This is a genomic window from Gulosibacter sediminis (genome assembly GCF_030011715.1).
Taxonomy (GTDB): Bacteria; Actinomycetota; Actinomycetes; order Actinomycetales; family Microbacteriaceae; genus Gulosibacter; species Gulosibacter sediminis.
The window spans coordinates 1-17,544 of the sequence record NZ_JASCYH010000044.1 but is presented as its reverse complement, the minus strand read 5'-3'; the positions used below and the strand labels follow the sequence as shown (position 1 = coordinate 17,544).

At 67.5% G+C, this 17,544-nt stretch carries 22 protein-coding genes; 11 read left to right on the top strand and 11 right to left on the bottom strand.

From position 1 onward, the window contains the following. On the bottom strand, positions 1-796 hold a 796-nt coding region (locus tag QM019_RS11320; protein WP_282853074.1), incomplete at its 3' end, for an acyl-CoA dehydrogenase family protein. A gap of 264 nt (positions 797-1,060) precedes the next feature. Here QM019_RS11320 and QM019_RS11315 point away from each other — a divergent pair. Together QM019_RS11315 and QM019_RS11310 are read left to right on the top strand one after the other, a co-directional pair. Further along, positions 1,061-1,678, top strand: coding sequence for a TetR/AcrR family transcriptional regulator (locus QM019_RS11315; protein ID WP_125106717.1), 618 nt, complete (start codon positions 1,061-1,063; stop codon positions 1,676-1,678). Further along, entirely contained in the window at positions 1,675-4,077 is a 2,403-nt protein-coding gene (locus QM019_RS11310; RefSeq protein ID WP_282853073.1) for a YhgE/Pip domain-containing protein, read from the top strand. The genes QM019_RS11315 and QM019_RS11310 overlap by 4 nt, the downstream gene beginning before the upstream one ends. Here QM019_RS11310 and QM019_RS11305 read toward each other — a convergent pair. The 4 genes from QM019_RS11305 to QM019_RS11290 all read right to left on the bottom strand — a co-directional run bounded on the left by QM019_RS11305 (position 3,976) and on the right by QM019_RS11290 (position 6,288). Next, positions 3,976-4,671 (bottom strand): SDR family oxidoreductase, encoded by a 696-nt coding sequence (locus tag QM019_RS11305; protein WP_282853072.1) that lies wholly within the window; start codon positions 4,669-4,671, stop codon positions 3,976-3,978. The genes QM019_RS11310 and QM019_RS11305 overlap by 102 nt on opposite strands. 9 nt (positions 4,672-4,680) lie before the next feature. Further along, a complete protein-coding gene (locus tag QM019_RS11300) occupies positions 4,681-5,010 on the bottom strand; it encodes an ArsR/SmtB family transcription factor (RefSeq protein WP_125106720.1) in 330 nt (109 codons plus the stop codon). Beyond that, on the bottom strand, positions 5,007-5,468 hold the full coding sequence (locus tag QM019_RS11295) for a MarR family winged helix-turn-helix transcriptional regulator (RefSeq protein WP_328744244.1): 462 nt from the start codon (positions 5,466-5,468) through the stop codon (positions 5,007-5,009). The genes QM019_RS11300 and QM019_RS11295 overlap by 4 nt, the downstream gene beginning before the upstream one ends. 61 nt (positions 5,469-5,529) lie before the next feature. Continuing rightward, positions 5,530-6,288 carry a winged helix-turn-helix domain-containing protein gene (locus QM019_RS11290; RefSeq protein WP_125106721.1) on the bottom strand — a complete coding sequence of 253 codons (759 nt, stop codon included), beginning with the start codon at positions 6,286-6,288 and terminating at the stop codon, positions 5,530-5,532. Between the two features lie 450 nt (positions 6,289-6,738). On the opposite strand from QM019_RS11290, the gene QM019_RS11285 reads away from it, so the two are divergent. Next, a complete protein-coding gene (locus QM019_RS11285; protein WP_282853070.1) occupies positions 6,739-7,167 on the top strand; it encodes a hypothetical protein in 429 nt (142 codons plus the stop codon). Here the strand turns inward: QM019_RS11285 and upp are convergent. Further along, positions 7,164-7,799: a uracil phosphoribosyltransferase gene (upp, locus tag QM019_RS11280; RefSeq protein ID WP_193128574.1), complete on the bottom strand. Its 636-nt coding sequence runs from the start codon at positions 7,797-7,799 to the stop codon at positions 7,164-7,166. The two genes, QM019_RS11285 and upp, sit on opposite strands and share 4 nt — an antisense overlap. 53 nt (positions 7,800-7,852) lie before the next feature. Here upp and QM019_RS11275 point away from each other — a divergent pair, with 53 nt between their 5' ends. Beyond that, positions 7,853-8,311, top strand: a complete 459-nt coding sequence (locus QM019_RS11275; RefSeq protein ID WP_125106724.1) for a nucleoside deaminase — start codon at positions 7,853-7,855, stop codon at positions 8,309-8,311. On the opposite strand, the gene QM019_RS11270 is transcribed toward QM019_RS11275, so the two are convergent. Continuing rightward, positions 8,312-8,599 carry a hypothetical protein gene (locus QM019_RS11270; protein ID WP_125106725.1) on the bottom strand — a complete coding sequence of 96 codons (288 nt, stop codon included), beginning with the start codon at positions 8,597-8,599 and terminating at the stop codon, positions 8,312-8,314. A gap of 88 nt (positions 8,600-8,687) precedes the next feature. Between QM019_RS11270 and proC the strand changes: the two genes are divergently transcribed. Next, positions 8,688-9,533 carry a pyrroline-5-carboxylate reductase gene (gene proC / locus QM019_RS11265; protein WP_282853069.1) on the top strand — a complete coding sequence of 282 codons (846 nt, stop codon included), beginning with the start codon at positions 8,688-8,690 and terminating at the stop codon, positions 9,531-9,533. Continuing rightward, positions 9,530-10,984, top strand: a complete 1,455-nt coding sequence (locus tag QM019_RS11260) for a J domain-containing protein (RefSeq protein ID WP_282853068.1) — start codon at positions 9,530-9,532, stop codon at positions 10,982-10,984. The genes proC and QM019_RS11260 overlap by 4 nt, the downstream gene beginning before the upstream one ends. 15 nt (positions 10,985-10,999) lie before the next feature. Here the strand turns inward: QM019_RS11260 and mtnN are convergent, their stop codons facing one another. The 4 genes from mtnN to QM019_RS11240 are packed head-to-tail and all read right to left on the bottom strand — an operon-like array spanning position 11,000 to position 14,205. After that, positions 11,000-11,683, bottom strand: a complete 684-nt coding sequence (gene mtnN, locus QM019_RS11255) for a 5'-methylthioadenosine/S-adenosylhomocysteine nucleosidase (RefSeq protein ID WP_193128569.1) — start codon at positions 11,681-11,683, stop codon at positions 11,000-11,002. After that, the gene (locus QM019_RS11250; protein WP_125107435.1) at positions 11,683-12,141 is read right to left on the bottom strand and encodes an S-ribosylhomocysteine lyase; all 459 of its coding nucleotides are present in this window, start codon (positions 12,139-12,141) and stop codon (positions 11,683-11,685) included. The genes mtnN and QM019_RS11250 overlap by 1 nt, the downstream gene beginning before the upstream one ends. A 32-nt stretch (positions 12,142-12,173) precedes the next feature. Next, positions 12,174-12,845 carry a potassium channel family protein gene (locus QM019_RS11245; RefSeq protein WP_282853067.1) on the bottom strand — a complete coding sequence of 224 codons (672 nt, stop codon included), beginning with the start codon at positions 12,843-12,845 and terminating at the stop codon, positions 12,174-12,176. Further along, positions 12,838-14,205, bottom strand: coding sequence for a TrkH family potassium uptake protein (locus QM019_RS11240; protein ID WP_282853066.1), 1,368 nt, complete (start codon positions 14,203-14,205; stop codon positions 12,838-12,840). Before QM019_RS11240 ends, QM019_RS11245 begins: the two co-directional genes overlap by 8 nt. Before the next feature lie 253 nt (positions 14,206-14,458). Between QM019_RS11240 and QM019_RS11235 the strand changes: the two genes are divergently transcribed. From QM019_RS11235 to QM019_RS11215, 5 genes are all read left to right on the top strand, one after another. Beyond that, complete coding sequence (locus QM019_RS11235; RefSeq protein ID WP_282853075.1) at positions 14,459-14,656, top strand: helix-turn-helix domain-containing protein; 198 nt, start codon at positions 14,459-14,461, stop codon at positions 14,654-14,656. Between the two features lie 85 nt (positions 14,657-14,741). Continuing rightward, the gene (locus tag QM019_RS11230) at positions 14,742-14,840 is read left to right on the top strand and encodes a 30S ribosomal protein bS22 (RefSeq protein ID WP_005504750.1); all 99 of its coding nucleotides are present in this window, start codon (positions 14,742-14,744) and stop codon (positions 14,838-14,840) included. A 145-nt stretch (positions 14,841-14,985) separates the two neighbouring features. After that, positions 14,986-16,221 carry a Na+/H+ antiporter NhaA gene (gene nhaA / locus QM019_RS11225; protein ID WP_282853064.1) on the top strand — a complete coding sequence of 412 codons (1,236 nt, stop codon included), beginning with the start codon at positions 14,986-14,988 and terminating at the stop codon, positions 16,219-16,221. Continuing rightward, entirely contained in the window at positions 16,218-16,448 is a 231-nt protein-coding gene (locus QM019_RS11220; RefSeq protein ID WP_282853063.1) for a glutaredoxin family protein, read from the top strand. The genes nhaA and QM019_RS11220 overlap by 4 nt, the downstream gene beginning before the upstream one ends. A gap of 30 nt (positions 16,449-16,478) precedes the next feature. Further along, positions 16,479-16,952, top strand: a complete 474-nt coding sequence (locus QM019_RS11215) for an Lrp/AsnC family transcriptional regulator (RefSeq protein ID WP_282826136.1) — start codon at positions 16,479-16,481, stop codon at positions 16,950-16,952. Positions 16,953-17,544: the final 592 nt, after the last annotated feature.

The window sequence follows — 17,544 nt, the reverse complement described above, 5'->3', positions numbered from 1 at the left end:
CACCCACCCGGGCGCCACCACCCTGTAGGGCTAACCCTATCTGAGCGGGGGGCCGCGGCGCGGCCGCCGAGACGAGATCGCGGTAAACACCGACGGCACCGCCGAACCAGCATGCGGCCACCCCGGCGCCGCCCCACGCGAATCCTGGTCTATCGAAATACCAGCCCACGGCACCGACGGCGGTGGCGGGGACGTTGTCGAAACGAACCGGGCCGCTGGGGACGTATGCGAGCCCACGGCTCACCCATCGCACCCGTTCCACCTGGACGCCGGGGTGGTGAAGATCGATGGCGAATAGCTGACGTCCCCCATCGGTGTGGGCGGTCACTAACGCGGCGTCGAGTGATCCCGCCAGCGAGCACCACGGCTTGACGCCGTTCAAATGCACGTCCGCCGCTGAGCCAAGATGATGGTGGGCGGTCAACGGTGAGTCGCCACCTTCCGCCGCATACACACCCCAAGTGCCCTTGGCAGGCACTGGTTCGGGACTCTGCGCAGTAATGGCCAGTGCGTCGAGGTGGGGTTCGAGCGTGCGCGCTGCGACCAGATCTGTGGCGGCCACTTCTGCGAGCAGCTCCCAGAGGGCAAGCGTGTGCTCGCCGGGGAGTGGAAAGTCCTCTGGCGCGATCGCCTCTTCGCTGAGGGTCGCGAGCATTGCTTGCGGTTCGCCGCGGCACTGCTCGGCGCTGGCGACGAGGCGTTCGACTAAATTGGCGAATTCTGCTGTCGCGGGGGCCAAAATGCTCCTTCCGCCTACATGTGGTGCCGGTACCACACTGCCGGTTTCAGAGTTCATCGGGCCTTTCCTTGATCCCTAGGTGTCCATCACCGTCAATCCTCACTGACTGATGCTGACTCTACTGCCAGGCTCGCAGGATCACTGAGCCTTGGTATGTTTGGCGCCGTCGCAGGTAGAACGAGCAAGGCTTACGAATTCAACAGCGTGCATTTCGCGCTGGCTGGCGGACCCCATCACCGATGTCATCGCACCGACCAAGCTGTGTGTTGGCGGTGTGGCACCCCTTGCGAAATCTAATTTACAAATGTAAATTAGTCGCTCGTGACAAGTACGAACGCCATCGACCCACGCGCCCTTCGCTCCCGCGCCGCGCTCATTGAGGCGGTCTGGGCGCATCTGGCTGCGGACGGGGGCACGCCCTCGATTACCGATGTCGTGAAGCGCGCCGGTGTGAGCCGGCCGACCTTCTACCAGCACTTCACCGATGTGCCGGATCTCGTGCGCGTCGCCACCCTGCAGCGACTCGGTGAGCTGTTTGAGCGCATGCCGAACGGGCTACAGGGCGACACGTGGGACGACTTCGCTCGCGCCCGCCTCACACTGCTCTTCGGCGAACTCCAGCGGGATGCCGTGATCTACCTGCCGATCCTGAGCGGCCCGGCGGCCGTGCCCGTGCTCGCGGGTATCGTCCACTACCTCGCCGACCAATTCCTCCACCACTCGCCGCTCGCGCCCTGCCTTCGTGAGGGCGTCGACGAGCGCGAGGCCCTCGCCCGGGCTGAATTCCTCGGCGCCGGCGCGGTCTGGCGCGCGATCGCCTGGCTCTCGAGCGATTTCATGGGCGAGAATGCCCTGGAACCCACCGTGCAGCGCTTCGCCGCGAACATCCTTGCCGCCTCTGGTGCGGCCAACTACTCAATGACGGACTTCACGAAATGACCGAAACGCAAGCTAAGAACCGCAACGGAAAACTGTGGCGAGCCATCATCTTTGCTGGCCTCGCCACGGTGCCCCTGATTTACTCGGGCCTGCTCACCGGCTCGTTCAGCGACCCGCAGGGCAACTTCGACAACATCCAAGCCGCCGTCGTGAACAACGATGTCGCCACCACGACCGAGACGACCGACGGCGAGACCAAGACCGTCGAACTCGGCGACCAGCTCACCGAGAAGCTCGTCGACAGCGACGAGTCGAAGAACTTCGACTGGGATGAGATGTCGGCCAACGAGGCTGCCGAGAAACTCGCCGACGGCGAGGTGCTTGCGGTGCTGACGATCCCCGAGAACTTCTCTGAGAACGCTGTCTCGCCCGCGGGCGACGACCCGAAACAGGCACAGCTGCACATCGAGACGAACGACGCCGCGAACATGTTCGTCGGCACGATTGCGAACCAGATCGGCACCGTCGTTGCCGACGAGCTCGCCACCGAGGTGTCCGACGAGTATTTGACGAACATCTACGCCGGCTTCACCTCGATCCACGGCAGCCTGCAGGATGCCGCCGACGGCTCCGAGGAGCTCGGCAGCGGCATCGGCCAGGCCGACGACGGTGCGGGCGAGCTGCAGGTTGGCATCAACCAGCTCGTCAGCGGCAGCGGTGAACTCGCGAGTGGCGCCGACACGCTCGCGAGCGGGGCCGACCAGGCCGCGAGCGGCGCATCCGACCTTGCCTCGGGTGCCGCGACGCTCGACTCGGGCGCACAGCAGCTCGCTTCGGGCGCGCAGCAGGCCGCGAGCGGTGCGAACGAACTCGCGGCCGGCACGGCCGAGCTCGAGACGCAGACCTCGGGCCTGCCCGATCAGGCTGCGCAGCTCGACGACGGCGCGCAGAGCCTCGCCGACGGCGCCGGGCAGGTTGCCGACGGTACGCAGCAGCTCGCGGATGCAGTGAACGGCGCCGCGTCGACGGCCGAGACGGTCGCGCAGGTCGCCGAGCAACTCACCGCCCAGGGCGGCGAGCTGCAGACCGGCGCCTCGAACGTCGTGACGAGCCTCGATGACCTCGCGACGAACTGGGACACCCTCACCGACGACGAGAAGCTCGCGCTTGTGACGCAGATACAGACGGGTGCACAGCAGGTGCAGACCGGATTCGACGACGCCGCAACGAGCCTCGAGGGCATCGACCTCTCGAGCCTCGATGCGCTGCAGGACCCGGGTGCGATCGTCGACCAGGTGAACCAGCTCAACGACGGTGCGCAGCAGGTCGCTACCGGCGCCGAAACCCTCGCAGGCGGCACCTCGCAGTTGCGCGACGCCTCCGGCGCCCTCGTCGACGGCATCGCGAAGGTGAACTCGGGCGCGCAGCAGCTCGCCGACGCGAACGGTCAGCTCGCCGACGGTGCCTCGGCCCTCGCCGGTGGCACGAGCACGCTCTCCTCGGGAGCGAACACCCTCGCGGGTGGCACGAGCGAGCTCAGTGACGGTGCTGACGAGCTCGCCGACGGCGCGCACCAGGTCTCCGACGGCACGGGCGAGGCGGCCGACGGCACCAGCTCACTGCGCGACGGCCTCGATCAACTAATTGACGGCAGCGGCGAGCTCACCTCGGGCCTTGAGGACGGCGTCGACCAGGTGCCCTCCTACACCGACAGCGAGTCGGAGACGCTGGCGGACGTCACCTCGAACCCGGTGCAGCTCGACACGAGCCGCCAGAACCAGGTCGCGAAGAATGCCGACGGCATGGCGCCCTACTTCATGTCGCTCGCGCTCTGGGTCGGCGGCATGGCGTACTTCATGATGCACGAGCCGCTTCGCAAGGCCCGTGGCAGTGGGTCGATCCTCGTCGACACCTTGCGAGCGTTCCTGCCCGGCGCGATCATGGGCCTCGTGCAGAGCACGCTCATGCTGTTCGTCGTGCACTTCCTCGTCGGCGTCGACTACGCGCTGGTGTGGCCGGTCGTTGGTCTGGCGTTCCTCGCGAGCGTAACCTTCGTTGCGATGAACCAGGCGCTCGTCGCGCTGCTCGGCGCCCCGGGCCGATTCCTCGCGCTCGTGATGATCGTGCTCCAGCTCTCTTCAGCGGGCGCGACGTATCCCGTGCAGACGACGCCACCGTTCTATCAGGCGATCCACCCGTGGCTGCCGCTGTCGTACTCGGTCGAGGCGTTCCGCGCGCTCATTGCGGGCTCGACCATCAACGTCAGTGCGGCGGTCGGCCACCTGCTCATCTGGTTCGCGATCGCGCTGGTGGGCATCGCGGTCGCCGTCTGGCTCGAGCGACGCAAGATCGCAAAGCTAGCTCGCGACGCGGGGGCGGATGCTGAGGTCGATGAGGTGCGCGTCCTCGGGGGCGTCAACAACGTACCGAACCGCGCGAGCGACGGTCTCGGGGCGTAGGTAGCGCTCGGGGTGGTAGGCATTGCCGAGACCCTCTTGCAGCTCCACCTGCATGGGGGTGTCGACCTGGCCGGGCATGAGCGTCGTCACGCGGACGCCGTGCTCGGCCTCGTCGAGCCGGAGCGAGTCGGCGAGCCCCTTGAGGGCGTGCTTCGACGCGACGTAAGCGGCCATCTGGTGCGCAGGACGCACCGAGACGCCCGAGCCGAGGAACACGACGGTGCCCGACGCCTCCCGCAGCTTCGGTAGCGCGAGGCGCGTGAGCAGGGCTGGAGCCACGACGTTGGTGGTGAGTTGGCGGTGCCACTCGGCCGCGTCGGTCTCGGCGAAGGTGCCCGGCGTGCCGACGGCGGCCGAGTGCACGAGCACATCAACGCGCTCGAGCGAGTCGATGAGCGCCGCGACCTTGCCGCCAGGGGCGAACTCGCCCGCATCGCGCAGGTCGGCGGTGACCGTGATGTCGGCCCCGGTCGAGGCGAGCCGCGCCGCATCCCGCCCGAGCGCGACAATGCGGTGGGTCGACGCGAGCTCGCGCACGATCTCGTGCCCGATTCCGCTCGAAGCCCCGGTGACGATGGCGATGGCTTGGCTCACGTTGGTTCCTTAGCGGTTGGGGGAGAGCCGCTGCACAACGTCGGCGTACGCGTCGGCGTTGGCCCGGTAGAGGTTCCAGTTTCCCGCACGCTCGGCGCTCACGAAACCCGCCTGCAGCAGATGCTTGAGGTGATGCGACACAGTGGCCTGCGACAGCCCGACGGCATCGACGAGCTCGGTCACGGTCGTCGGCCGCGGGTCGTTCGCCGACACGATCGAGAGGATGCGCAGTCGCGCTGGCTCGGCGAGGGCCTGTAGCGACGCGGCGAGCGAGCGCGCGGCCGCCGCCGAGACGGGTGCGCCCTCACCACCCGGCCAGGCGACCCCGGAGTCGCTCATGCTTCGTCGTGCTCGCGCAGCTTGGTGCAGAGATCACGCAGCGTGACGAGCTCTTCGGGCGTCAGCACGCTGCCGACCCGATCGTTGATGTTCTCGGTGTGCACGATCGCGGCACTGCGGAACGCGCGCACCCCCTCGGCCGTCAGCTCCACGACCGTGCCGCGCGCATCCAGTTCGTCTTCCAGCTTCACCATGAACTCGCGCGCGACGAGGCGGTCGACGAGTCTCGAGACCGAGGACTGCGTGATCAGCACCGACGAGTTGAGCTCGCGCAGGCGGATGCGATGGTTCGGCGCGCGATACGTGTTGAAGAGTACGTCGTACTCGTTCATCGACATGCCGACATTGGTGAAATCCCGACGCAGGTCGCGCATGATCGACACCTGCGCTCGGAAGAGCGCTTCCCAGGCGTCGCTCGGCTTTGCGGCCGCGGCGGATCGATGTGCTGTGTCACTCACGTACGCGAGTCTAGGTTGCGGCGTGCGGAGAATGCGACGCAACCTCCCAGACCCGCCGAGATTAGTGGCGGTTGGGCGAGGGCGCGAGCGAGTGCACGATGCGCACGTCTGCGTGACGGTCGAAGCGGTAGCCGATGCCGCGCACGGTGCGCACGATGTCGGCGTAGTCGCCGAGACGCTGGCGCAGGCGGCGCACGTGGACATCGATGGTGCGCTCGTGCGGGCGCTCCTCGTGTGACTCACGCCACAGCACGTCGATGATCTCTTCGCGGCTGACGGTGCGGCCCTCGCGGAGCACGAGCGCCTGCAGCAGCTCAAACTCCTTGTACGTGAACTCGGCGTTCTCGCCCTGCACGAGTACGCGCTTGCGCGAGGTGTCGATTTCGACCTTTGCCTGCGAGCGCTTCGCCTCTTCGGCGCGCTCTTCCTCCTGGCGCGCGGCGCGCTGGTCGCGCACCGCGCCCGGCTCCTGGAGCGCGAGGCGAACGAGGTCGATGCTGTCGCCGGGGGCGCCGGCGGGTGCGAAGGCGACGGATGCGTAGCTCGAGGCCGACGGGGCGCGCTCGGCGAGCACGCGGCGCAGGGCGGTGACGACCTCGGTGAGGGTCACTCCATCGGCGGTCGCGGTGTCGGTGTCGAGCCCGACGTAGAGGGCGAATCCGCGGGTTTCGGGGGCCGGTGCGACCGGCTGCACCGGGGCTGCGGCCTCGCGCTGCTCGGCCGCAGCGGCGGGGTAGCTCGAGGTGACGGGCTTGAGCGCAGCCGCTGCCGTGGGAACGTGGGCGTGCGTGGGGCGTGAGAACGGGGCGATGTTCGACATGGAAGATTCCTTGCTGCAGATGAGGTCGTTGTGTGCGAGTACGTGCCCGGAATCGGGCTGGGTGCGCGAGAACCGCGCGCGGAGATACGTGCTAGCGACACATTCGACAGCACGCCACAACGCCGGCCATCATGCCGACTCGACCTGCCACCTCAAGGGCGAACACAGGGCGGGCGTAATTTGCAGTCATGTCGTTAAGTTTGTTTGCGCCCTCAACCAAAGTCAAGTAGGTATTCGAATTCAAGTGAGTTGTGGACGTTCGGCTCGCGGCCGATATCGGTCGGAAGTTGTATGGGGTGGTCCCTCGGGGTGATTTCAGGCCCCAGTTGAGCAGGCCCTGACCTCGCGTTCGTATACTCGCACCAGGCCGAGACGGCTATCAGTTTTGCGAGAAGGTGGGCCATGAATCAGCCGGTTATGGATCGTGCGATCGCGGACAGTGTGCAAATTGTGAGCACCTCGCGCGCCGAACTCATGGGCCTGCTCGAACTCGTGCGCGCCGACTTCGATGGAATTCCCCGTAGTGGCTTCGACACCCCCACGGAACTCGAGTTTCGGGGACTCGTGCAGCGCTGGACCGAGCTGGCGACCGACCTCATTAGTGCGATCACCGGCTTTGAGGATGCGCTGCGCGAGAGCGCGCCCTCCGACGAGCCGCATGTGCCGCGGCGCGCGCCGATCGACCCCGGCAACATCGGCCTCGAAGACGCGCTCGAGCGTCTCGATGGCGCGCTGCAGTCGCGGCTGCCGCACTGGCCGGAGGGGCTCGCGCAGCAGTTTGAGCGCGCGAGGGCCGGCGCCCTCACAGCCTGCGAAGGGCTCGCGTTCGTCAAGCAGCAGGTTGAGTACCTCGTGGTTGGCGTCGGCTCGGACGCCTAGTCGACGATGCCGTAGAGGCGGTCGCCCGCGTCGCCAAGACCGGGCACGATGAAGCCCTGCTCGTTGAGCCCCTCATCGAGCGCCGCGACGACGACCCGCACGTTGGCGCCCGGGAAGTCGGCTTGCATCTTCTCGACGCCCTCGGGCGCGGCAACGAGGCAGATCGCGGTGACGTCGGTCGCGCCGGCCTCGAGGAGGAAGTGCACGGTGGCGGCGAGCGAGCCGCCGGTCGCGAGCATCGGGTCGAGGACGTAGCACTGGCGGTCGGCGAGGTCTTCGGGCAGGCGCTTCGCGTAGGTCTCGGGCTGCAGGGTCTCGTCGTTGCGGCGCATGCCGACGAAACCGACCTCGCAGTAGGGCATGAGCTTGAGGAAGCCGTCGAGCATGCCGAGGCCGGCGCGGATGATCGGCACGGCGAGCGGCAGCGGCTCGGTCACCTTTGACCCGGTCGTGGTGGCGACCGGCGTCGCAAACTCGACGCGCTCAACGCGCAGCCCCCGTGTCGCCTCATAGCTGAGCAGGTTGACGAGCTCGGCGACGAGCTCGCGAAACGCCGGCGACGGCGTCGATTTGTCGCGCAGCAGCGTCATCTTATGGTCGATCAGCGGGTGGTTCGCGACGTGCAGCTCCATAGGAGTTAGCGTAGCGAGCGAACTTGCGTCGCGTGTGAAGTCGGAGGTGTCGGATGCGAGTACCTGAGCTCTATGAGCGCCTCATGCGGGTGTCGCTCGCCGAGGCGAGCCTTGCCGGCGCGTCCGGGGATATTCCGATTGGCGCGGTCGTGGCGGATGCCGACGGCCATGTGCTCGGTACGGGCCGCAATGTGCGCGAGGTCGAGCACGACCCGACTGGGCACGCCGAAATCGTGGCGCTGCGGGCGGCGGCGGCGGCGCTGGGCAGCTCACGGCTCGACGACTGCATCCTCTTCACCACGCTCGAACCGTGCGTCATGTGCGCCGGCGCGGCGCTCACGGCCCGCATTGCGCGCGTCGTCTTCGGGGCGTGGGATGCGAAGGCCGGCGCGGCGGGGTCGGTCTACGATCTGCTGCGCGACGGGCGACTCCCGCAGCGCAGCGAGGTGGTGGGCGGTGTGCTCGAAGCCGAGTGTGCGGAACCGTTAACGAGGTTCTTCGCGGGTCGCTAGTCAGTCCCAGCCGCGAATGACGACGTTCTCGGTGGGCACCGCTTCGGCGCGGCGCTCGGTTACGTCGGGTTCAAGGAACACGTGCTCGACCTCGGGCAGCGCGAGCTTGATGTTGGCGCGCAGCTGGGCAAACAGCGGTGGCAGGGCGACGAGGTCGTCGATGTTGGCGAGGCAGAACTGCACCCCGACGACCTTCTCGTTGTCGTCGATCGCTACCTTGAGCACTTCGTTCACGTAGGCGCTTTCGAGCATCAGCGTGCGCACGGTCTCCGCGGCATTCGACGTCATGATCGGCATCCCCTCTGTAGCGGCGTGATTTCACGGTGTCCCGCGCGGGGTCACCGTGATCGATGCGACCAGAATAGACTCCTTTACTGTGACTGACGCTCTGCCAAACCTGGCCATTCTCGGCACCGGCAACATGACCGGGGCCATTCTTGACGGTCTGCTGGCTGGCGACGCGCTCGCGCAGCTTCCGGTCCGCGTGACGACGAAGTCGCAGGCATCGGCCGACCGCTTTGCACAGGAGCCGCGGGTCGAGGCCGCCGCCATCGAGACGAACCCGAACGCGAGTCGCGAGGCCGTCACCGGCGCGCAGATCGTGTTGCTCGGTGTAAAGCCATACATGATTGCCGATCTCCTCGACGAGGTGGGCGACGCGATCGAGCCCGGCGCCGTGGTGATTTCGGTCGCCGCCGGCATCACCACCGAGGCGATGGAGGCGCGGCTGCGCCACGACGTGCGCGTCGTGCGAGCGATGCCGAACACCCCATCCGCTATTGGTCTTGGCGCCGCGGGCATCGCGGGCGGGCTGGCCGCCGACGCCGAGGCGATGGGCTACGCCCGCGCGATCTTCGCGGCGGTTGGCACTGTCGTCGAACTCGAGGAGTCGCGCATCCCGGCCCTCGCCGCGATCTCTGGCTCGGGCCCCGCGCACGTCTACTTCCTCATCGAGCAAATGACCGAGGCCGCGCAGCGCATTGGCATGAGCGCCGACGAGGCGCACGAGCTGGTTGTGCAGACTTTCCGGGGCGCCGTCGGACTCGTCGCCGCGAACCCCGACAAGATGCCCGCCGAGCTACGCCGCGCCGTCACGAGCCCGAAGGGTACGACCGAGCAGTCGATCGCCCAACTCGAGGCCGCCGATCTGGCCGGCACGTTCGAGGCCGCCATGCGCGCGAACATCCGCCGCAACGATGAACTCGCTGCGGGCTCGGCATGAGCCCCGACTTCCCAGAGAATCTCTACGAAGTCCTCGGCGTCGAGCCCGACGTCACCGACGCTGAGCTTCGTCGAGCGGGCCGCGCGCGTCAGCGCGAGACGCACCCCGACCTCGGCGGTGATGCGCAGCAGTTCACCCGCGTGCGGCTTGCGGTTGAGGTGCTCACGAACCCGCGCCGCCGTTCCGAACACGACTCGTGGCTCGCGCAGCTCACCGGCGTCGCGCCCGTGCGCCGAGACCACGGGGTGCGCCTGCGCCAGCAGCAGCGCGCGAGCCGGGCTCGCCCCGCGCCGCCGCGCCCTGCGACACACAGCACCGCGGCCGGTACCGACGAGGTGCCAACGTTCGAGCGACTGCCGCAGCCGAAGGTCGACGCTCGGCGGATGGGCTGGTACCGCACGCAGTGGCACCCCCACCCCGAGGTGTGGCCGCCCGCGCGCCCGCTCGTGCACGGCCCGCGCCTGCGCGAGCTGCTCACCGTGCTGCCCTTTATCCTCTGCACGATCGGCGTCTGCATCGCGCAGTCGCTCTTCGGCCTCTCGGTGCCGTGGTGGCTCGCGAGCTACGTGCTGCTTGTGCTCGCCCTCGTTTGGATCTCGTTGCGATGGGTCGGCGCGCGGCTGCAGCTCGCGCGCATCCTCTTCTGGGTGAACATCGCGGGCATCGCGCTCGACGCGGCCGGGGCGTTCCTCATCGCGATGTTCCGCATCTTCGAGGGCGACACCGAGCGCGTGCCCTACTACGTCGCGCGCGGCGTGCTCTCGCTCGTCGGCGTGCTGCTCGCGATGCTCGCGTCGTGGGGTCTTGAGCCGCGCACGAAGCGCATGGTGAGCGAGCGGATGCTCTGTGACATTGCGAACGAGACCGCGCCGGCAGTCGACTCCGAGCAGCGCCAATGGGGCACGCCCGGCGAGGTCGCGCTGCGGCACTCGCTCGCGGGCGTGAACCCGATTCGCCGTCAGTATGCCGAGCAGCTCATCGGCCCGACGCTCGACGCGCTCGAGCGCATCCCGGGTGTGCGCATCGTGCACGGCCTGCGGCTGCCCGACGGCGACGAGACGATCTCGACGATCTCGCACGCCGTGCTCTGCGGTCGCCGACTCGCGCTCATCGACGACCGCCTCTGGCACCCGGGCACCTACGGTCTGGATGCGCGGGGTCACGTCGTGCGCAACGGCGAGCCGGGCAGCGTGCCGCTCGACGAGTTCCCGCACCGCGTGACGCGGTTCCGCGAGACCTTCGCCGAGGTCGCGCAGGTGCGTGGCTGGCTCGCGATCACCCCGGATGGGCCGGGCGAGTTTGCCGTCGATAACTCGCGCACCTGGCAGCACGTGCGCCTCGCGTCGCCCGAATCGCTGCTGCGCGAGGTCGGCGAGTGGCTCGCCGTCGAGGGCGAGCAGGTCGACCGGCTGCTCCTGCGCGACGTCCTCGAGCTGCGCGTCGACGCCTAGCGAGCAGTCTTCCGGCTAGACGGCGCGCAGCAGCGCCTCGACCGCGTCCCGGCTCGCGGCCGCCGCGACGTCGATGCCGACGTGGAAGTCAGCGCCCGCCTCGGGCCCGCAGAGATCTGAGATGCCGCGCACCGAGATGAACTCGGCGCCGAGCGACGCGCAGACCTGCGCGATCGCGCACGACTCCATGTCGGTGCCGACCGCGTCGGGGAACGCCTCGCGCATGTCGGCGACGTTGCGGGCGGTAACGAAGGTGTCGCCCGAGAGGATGCGCCCGACGTGCCAGCCGTGGCTTGGCGCGAGCTCCCGCGCGACCGCGAGGGCGCGCTCGCTGACGGGGAAGCGCACGGGCTGGCGCGGCACCTGGCCGCGCTCGTAACCGAACTCGGTCGCATCCGCGGTGCCGTAGGTGGTCGAGTCGGCGACGACGACCTCGGCGACGCGGGTCTGCGAGGCGAGGCCGCCGCACGTGCCGCCCGAGACGACGAGCGCCGGCTGCCACTGGGTGACCGCCCACGCTGCGACCGACGCGGCGGCGGCGAGGCCGATGCCGGTGGTCGCGATCGTCACGGGCTGGCCGGCGAATGTGCCGCGCCAGGCGAGCATCCCGTCGAACGGGGTCGCGACCTTGCTTGAGTAGGTGAGGGCGTCGACGAACGGCGCGGCCTCCTCGCGCATCGCCGTGAGGATGAGCCGCATCAGGCGCCTTCGCCGGTCACGTCGAGCCACTCGTCGCGGGCCGCGAGGAACCCGCGGACCGCGGCCTGCGCATCCTCGAGGGAGTGGTTCGCGCCCCAGCCGCACTGCACCTCGTTCGCCGCGGGCACCTCGGTCGCGGCGAGGATGTCGGTGAAGGTCTGCTCGAGCAGCGGCAGGAACTCGTCGGTCTCGACGCCGAGCATGAGCGCGTAGAAGCCGGTCTGGCAGCCCATGGGGGAGAAGTCGATGAGCTGCTCGGTGTGGTTGCGCATGAGCTCGGCCGTGAGGTGCTCGATCGAGTGCACCGCGGGCATCTCGAGGTGGCCGACGTTCGGCTGCGTGAAGCGCACGTCGTACTTCACGAGAACGTCGCCACCGGGCAGCTCCTTGCGGTCGGCGATGCGGACGTAGGGTGCGCGCACCGTGCGGTGGTCAAGGTTGAATGACTCGACGTTCATAGGCATGCTTCGAGCCTAGACGCGAAGGGCCGCTAGACGTGGAGCGCGGAAAACCGCTCGACGTCCTCCGGCACGCCCGCGACGATGATGACGTCGTGGTCGGAGATCATCGTCCCCGCTTCGGCGTAGGTGAACTCCTCGCCCGGCGACTTCACGCCGACGACGGTGACGCGGTACTTCGTGCGGATCTCCGACTCTGCGAGCGTCTTGCCGCGCAGCGGCTTCGGCGGGTACATCTTCGAGAGCACGAAGCCGTCGTCGAACTCGATGAAGTCGAGCATGCGGCCGTTGAGCAGGTGGGCGGCGCGCTCGCCGGCCTCAGCCTCGGGGAACACCACGTGGTGCGCGCCAATGCGGCGCAAGATGCGGCCGTGCGTGGTCGACATCGCCTTCGCCCAGATCTGCGGAATTTTCAGGTCGACGAGGTTTGCGGTCACCAGCACGCTCGCCTCGATCGAGGTGCCGACGGCGACCACGGCGATCGAGAACTCCTGCGCGCCGATCTGCTTCAGCGCATCGATGTTGCGGGCGTCGAGCTGCACCGCGTGCGTGACGCGCTCGGCCCACTTCTGCACGAGGGTCGCGTCGGTATCGACGGCGAGCACCTCGCGGCCGAGCCGCTGTAGCTGCCCGGCGGTGGCGGCACCGAAGCGCCCGAGACCAACCAGCAGTACCGGGGCGTTGGGGGAGATTGCTTCAGCCAACGATGATCCTCTCTTCGGGCAGGGTGTAGAGCTGTTTTCGATCGCTCGAGGCGACGGCGGCCGCGAACGTCACGGTGCCGACTCGACCCAACCACATGGTTGCCGTGAGCACGAAAACTCCCGAATCGGGCAAATTCTGGGTGAGTCCCGTTGACAGTCCGCAGGTGGCGAACGCCGAGATCGTGTCGAAGAGCGCGTACTTGAACTCGGTGCCGGTGATGTGCATGAGCGTGATCGACGCGACCGCAACGATCGTCGCGCCCCACAGCGCGACCGCGACGGCGAGGCGGAGCACGTCGTTGGGGATGCGGCGGCGGAAGACCTGGATGTCCTGCACGCCCTTCGCCTCGGCGACCGCGGCGAGGAAAAGGATCGCGATCGTCGTCACCTTGATGCCGCCCGCGGTCGACGCGGAGCCGCCGCCGACGAACATGAGCATGCTTATGACTGTGAGGGTCGAGTCGTTCATCGAGGCGACGTCGACGGTCGTCAAGCCGCCCGAGCGGGTCATCGCTGAGGTGAAGCCGGCGGTGAACGGGGCGAACCACGGTTCCTGGCCCCCGAGGGTCTCGGGGTTGTCAAACTCGAGCAGGTAGATGACGGCCCAGCCGATGAAGAAGAGGATGACCGTCGTCGCGAGCGTGAGCTTCACGTGCACGCTGAGGCGCTGGCGCGTCTTTACCCAGCGGGTGAGCGCGAAGATGACGGGGAAGCCGATCGAGCCGATGAACACCGCGGTGCACAGGCACAGGAGGAACCAGAGGTTGTGGTCAAACGGGGCCAGGCCCTCGGCGTTCGGGGTGAAGCCGGTGTTCGTGAACGCGCTCGCGGCGTAGTAAAAAGCATCGCGCACGGCGACCCACCAGGGGCCGTAGTCGGGCTGAAGAAGCAGCACCGGCATGATGAGCACCGCGATGATCGTCTCGATGATGATGAGCGACACCGCCACGGTCACGAGCACGCCGGGGATATCGCCGAGGCGCACCGCCTGCGACTCGGCCACCGGGCCGGAGTGGAGGCGCAGCGAGTTCTGGTCGGAGGCCGCCATGAGCCGCTGGCGCAAGCCGAGCTTGCGGGTGACCGCGGTGCCGAGGATCGACGCCAGCGTGAGCACGCCGATCGCGCCGACCTGGAGGCCGAGGAAGACGACGCCGTCGCCGAATAGCGACCAGTGCGTCGCCATGTCGACGACCGCGAGCCCGGTGACGCAGATCGTCGAGACCGCCGTGAACAGGGCCTGCGGGAACGGCGTCATGGTGCCGTCCGCCGAGGAAATCGGCAGCATTAGCACGAACGTGAACAGAAAAATGATACCGGTGAAGGCCAGCACGGCGAAGCGACTCGGCGAGTGCGTGCTCATGCTGGTGACCCAATCGCGCACCCGCCCCAGAGGCGAGCGCCGCGCAACATCCGGGCTCGGCATGACAGCGATCGTACTCGGCTGGGAGCGATGCGCAACCGCGCCCGGGCAACAGGAGGACGACCCGGAGGTGAATGCGCGGCACTATATACCCAGGCTTGAAGATTCTGGGAGCAACACTCTAATGTTGACTCAGCACTCCGTTCACAACCGTCACACGGGGCACGACTTCAACAACGATCTGGGGGAATCTATGGATTCGGAACTGTCTGACGTCCACTTCCTCACCGTTGCCGAGGTTGCCGAGCTGATGCGGGTTTCCAAGATGACCGTCTACCGGATGGTGCACGCGGGTGACCTCCCCGCCGTGAAGTTTGGGCGCTCGTATCGCGTGCCGGAATCAGCTGTTCAGGACGCGATCGCCGGAATTCGCGGCGAGGAGCGTGCCTAAATCCCCCTCGGGTGTAAAATTGCAGGATGTGCCTCCGCGCGCCGGAGGCCCTCTGCGCGCATCCCGAAAGATCTAAGGAATAACTATGGGTTCAGTGATTAAGAAGCGCCGCAAGCGCATGTCGAAGAAGAAGCACCGCAAGCTGCTTCGCAAGACTCGTCACCAGCGTCGAAACAAGAAGTAACGACTGCTGCAGCGTGAGGGGCGACGGGAGACCGGCGCCCCTCACGCGTTTCCCGCGCGGCCAGGCGACGCGTACACTGTCACTCGGTGTGCTGGGAAGTCTGGTCAGCGATGATTTTGCCTGCCCACAAGACCGGAGATGCCCCATGACGGCCCATCGCCCAGATGACTCCTTCTCGCTCAAGGAGCGCCTCAACTCGCGCAAGATGGGTGGCACGCTGCTGCTCATCGCGGCCGTGCTAGCGATTGTCGTCGCGAACACGCCGCTCGCGCCCTTCTACGAGAACGTGCGCGACTTCGACCTGCCGCTGCCCTGGCTCGGTATCGAGCACATGTCGGTGGGGCACTGGGTGAGCGACGGGCTGCTCGCCATCTTCTTCTTTGTCGTCGGCCTCGAGCTCAAGCGCGAGTTCGTCACCGGCGCCCTGCGCGACCCGCGTACCGCATCCTTGCCGATCGCTGCTGCGGTGGGCGGCATGGTGGTGCCCGCCGCCACCTATGCAATCGTGGTGGGCGCGAGCGGCATCGATGGGATGCAGGGCTGGGCGATTCCCGTCGCGACTGATATTGCCTTCTGCCTCGGCTTGCTCGCCGTTGTAGGTAAGGGTCTGCCGAGCGCGTTCCGTACGTTCTTGCTCACACTTGCGGTGATGGATGACCTGCTCGGCATTATCGTGATCGCGATCTTCTACACCGCGGCCCTCAACTTTGTTGCGCTAATTGGCTCGCTCGTCGTGATCGGCCTCTACGCGTACCTGGTGAACCGCGGCATTAACAGGATCTGGCTGCTCGTGCCGATCGCGCTCATTGCGTGGTGGCTGATGCTGCTTGCCGGTGTGCACGCGACGATCGCGGCGGTGCTGCTTGGGCTTGTCGTGCCGGCGCTGCCGCGCGGGAACGATGAGATCTCGCTTGCGGAGGATATGGAACACGACTGGAACGCCATTTCGCAGGGAGTCGCGCTGCCGGTGTTCGCCTTCTTTGCGGCCGGTGTGCCGTTTGCGCCGGGGGAGGGGAGCTTCGCGGATGCGATCACGCACCCGGTGTTCCTCGGTGTATTCCTCGGCCTGGTTGTGGGCAAGCCGCTTGGCATCTTCCTCACCGTGCTCGTGCTGCACAAGCTGCCGATGTTCCGGCTCGAGAAGCAGATCAACATGTGGGACATCGCTGCCCTCGGCGGGCTCGCGGGCATCGGGTTCACGGTGTCGCTGCTCATTGGAGAGCTCGCGTTCCGCAGCGACGCGACGTTCCTCGAGTTCGCCCACCTCGGCGTGCTGTTCGGCTCGCTCGCCGCGGCGCTGGTCGCGGTGTTCACGCTGCGCCTGCGCGTGAAGGCGCACCAGGGCGACCCGGCCGACGCGACCCACATGCCGCTGCCGTGATCGTCGACTTTTACGAGAAGCCCGGCTGCCACCTCTGCGAGGACGCGGCCCCAATCGTCGTGGCCGAGGCGGCGGCCGCGGGCGCGGAGCTGCGGCGGCACAACATCCTTGAGGATGCGCGGCTGCAGGCTAGGTACGGCGAGCTGATTCCTGTGGTCGTGATCGATGATGAGCAGCATTCGACCTGGTTCGTCGATCAGGGACGGCTGCGCGCGGCGCTGCGATAACCGCTGGCGGCCGTCGGCGATAATCGAGGCATGCGAGACGAGATCGACCGGGCCATCGTGCGGGCGCTGCGTAAGGACGCGCGCCTGTCGATTCGCGCGCTCGCCGAGTCGGTGCATATTTCTCGGTCGGCGGCGCACGAGCGCCTGCGGCAATTGATGGCGGATGGGGTAATCACCGGCTTCTCGGCGCGGGTCGATGTCTCGGCTGCTGGACTGCCGGTGCGGGCTCTGCTCGTGGTCGACACCGGCGCGACCGCCGCCGGGGCCGACCTCGCCGATCGCCTGCTCGAAGTGCCGTTCGTCACCCGCGTGCATACCATTGCCGGGGATATCGACTACCTCGTCGAGATCGCGGCGCCCTCGCACGAGGAGCTGAGCAACACCGTGCTGCAGCGCGTGCTGCGGATGCCCGGGGTCGAGTCGGTGCGCACCCACCTGATCATCGGCGAGCGCTCGAAGGACCCCCTCGACGACACCTCGTTCTCGGACCCCGACGACGAGTAGGCGCCCGGCCTGCCGCGCGATCGCTGTCGGTGTTCGCGGGTTCACGACAGAGCTCTCCCAAATCACAAGGACCCCGGATCTGTCGTGGGGTCTTTGGCAGAGTTCTCGCCAGTAAGCAGAGTGCTCGCCAAGAAGCCGGGTTCTCGCTGGGAAGCAGGGTTCTCGCCCGCTAGCAGGGTGCGGGACCTCAAACCGGGTCGTGGCGAGAGGTCTCCTCAGTCGGCAGGGCTCTCCCCAGTTAGAAGGGTGCGGGATCTGTGGTCGGGTCGTAGGCAGAGTTCTCCCCGAGTCCGTCAGCGGGTCTGAAGACAGGCTTCCGTGGCCCGATCGGGTCGGCGCGGGTGATGAAGATCTCCCCGAGTGGGGATTCCCATTCGTAGATCCCGTTGCCCAGGTGCCGGTATCGCCACGGCCGCTGATGTTTCAGGATGTGGTGTTGTCGACACAGGTGTGCCTGGTTATCGACGGGTCTGCTGAGGCCTTGATTTAGCCCGGGGTTAGGCCGCCAAGGCGACGGCTTCCATCATTATGGTCTCGAACTCGACGGGGGTCAGTCTCCCGAGTCGTCGCTGTCGGCGCTTGCGGTGATAGA

Bases quoted from the DNA above. Each gene is read 5' to 3' on its own strand.
- QM019_RS11240 (WP_282853066.1), bottom strand. From the start codon at position 14,205: ATGAGCACGCACTCGCCGAGTCGCTTCGCCGTGCTGGCCTTCACCGGT.
- QM019_RS11235 (WP_282853075.1), top strand. From the start codon at position 14,459: ATGGATTCGGAACTGTCTGACGTCCACTTCCTCACCGTTGCCGAGGTT.
- QM019_RS11300 (WP_125106720.1), bottom strand. From the start codon at position 5,010: ATGAGCGACTCCGGGGTCGCCTGGCCGGGTGGTGAGGGCGCACCCGTC.
- nhaA (WP_282853064.1), top strand. From the start codon at position 14,986: ATGACGGCCCATCGCCCAGATGACTCCTTCTCGCTCAAGGAGCGCCTC.
- QM019_RS11270 (WP_125106725.1), bottom strand. From the start codon at position 8,599: ATGACGTCGAATGCCGCGGAGACCGTGCGCACGCTGATGCTCGAAAGC.
- mtnN (WP_193128569.1), bottom strand. From the start codon at position 11,683: ATGCGGCTCATCCTCACGGCGATGCGCGAGGAGGCCGCGCCGTTCGTC.
- upp (WP_193128574.1), bottom strand. From the start codon at position 7,799: ATGGAGCTGCACGTCGCGAACCACCCGCTGATCGACCATAAGATGACG.
- QM019_RS11260 (WP_282853068.1), top strand. From the start codon at position 9,530: ATGAGCCCCGACTTCCCAGAGAATCTCTACGAAGTCCTCGGCGTCGAG.
- QM019_RS11290 (WP_125106721.1), bottom strand. From the start codon at position 6,288: ATGTCGAACATCGCCCCGTTCTCACGCCCCACGCACGCCCACGTTCCC.
- QM019_RS11310 (WP_282853073.1), top strand. From the start codon at position 1,675: ATGACCGAAACGCAAGCTAAGAACCGCAACGGAAAACTGTGGCGAGCC.
- QM019_RS11215 (WP_282826136.1), top strand. From the start codon at position 16,479: ATGCGAGACGAGATCGACCGGGCCATCGTGCGGGCGCTGCGTAAGGAC.
- QM019_RS11275 (WP_125106724.1), top strand. From the start codon at position 7,853: ATGCGAGTACCTGAGCTCTATGAGCGCCTCATGCGGGTGTCGCTCGCC.
- QM019_RS11230 (WP_005504750.1), top strand. From the start codon at position 14,742: ATGGGTTCAGTGATTAAGAAGCGCCGCAAGCGCATGTCGAAGAAGAAG.
- QM019_RS11250 (WP_125107435.1), bottom strand. From the start codon at position 12,141: ATGAACGTCGAGTCATTCAACCTTGACCACCGCACGGTGCGCGCACCC.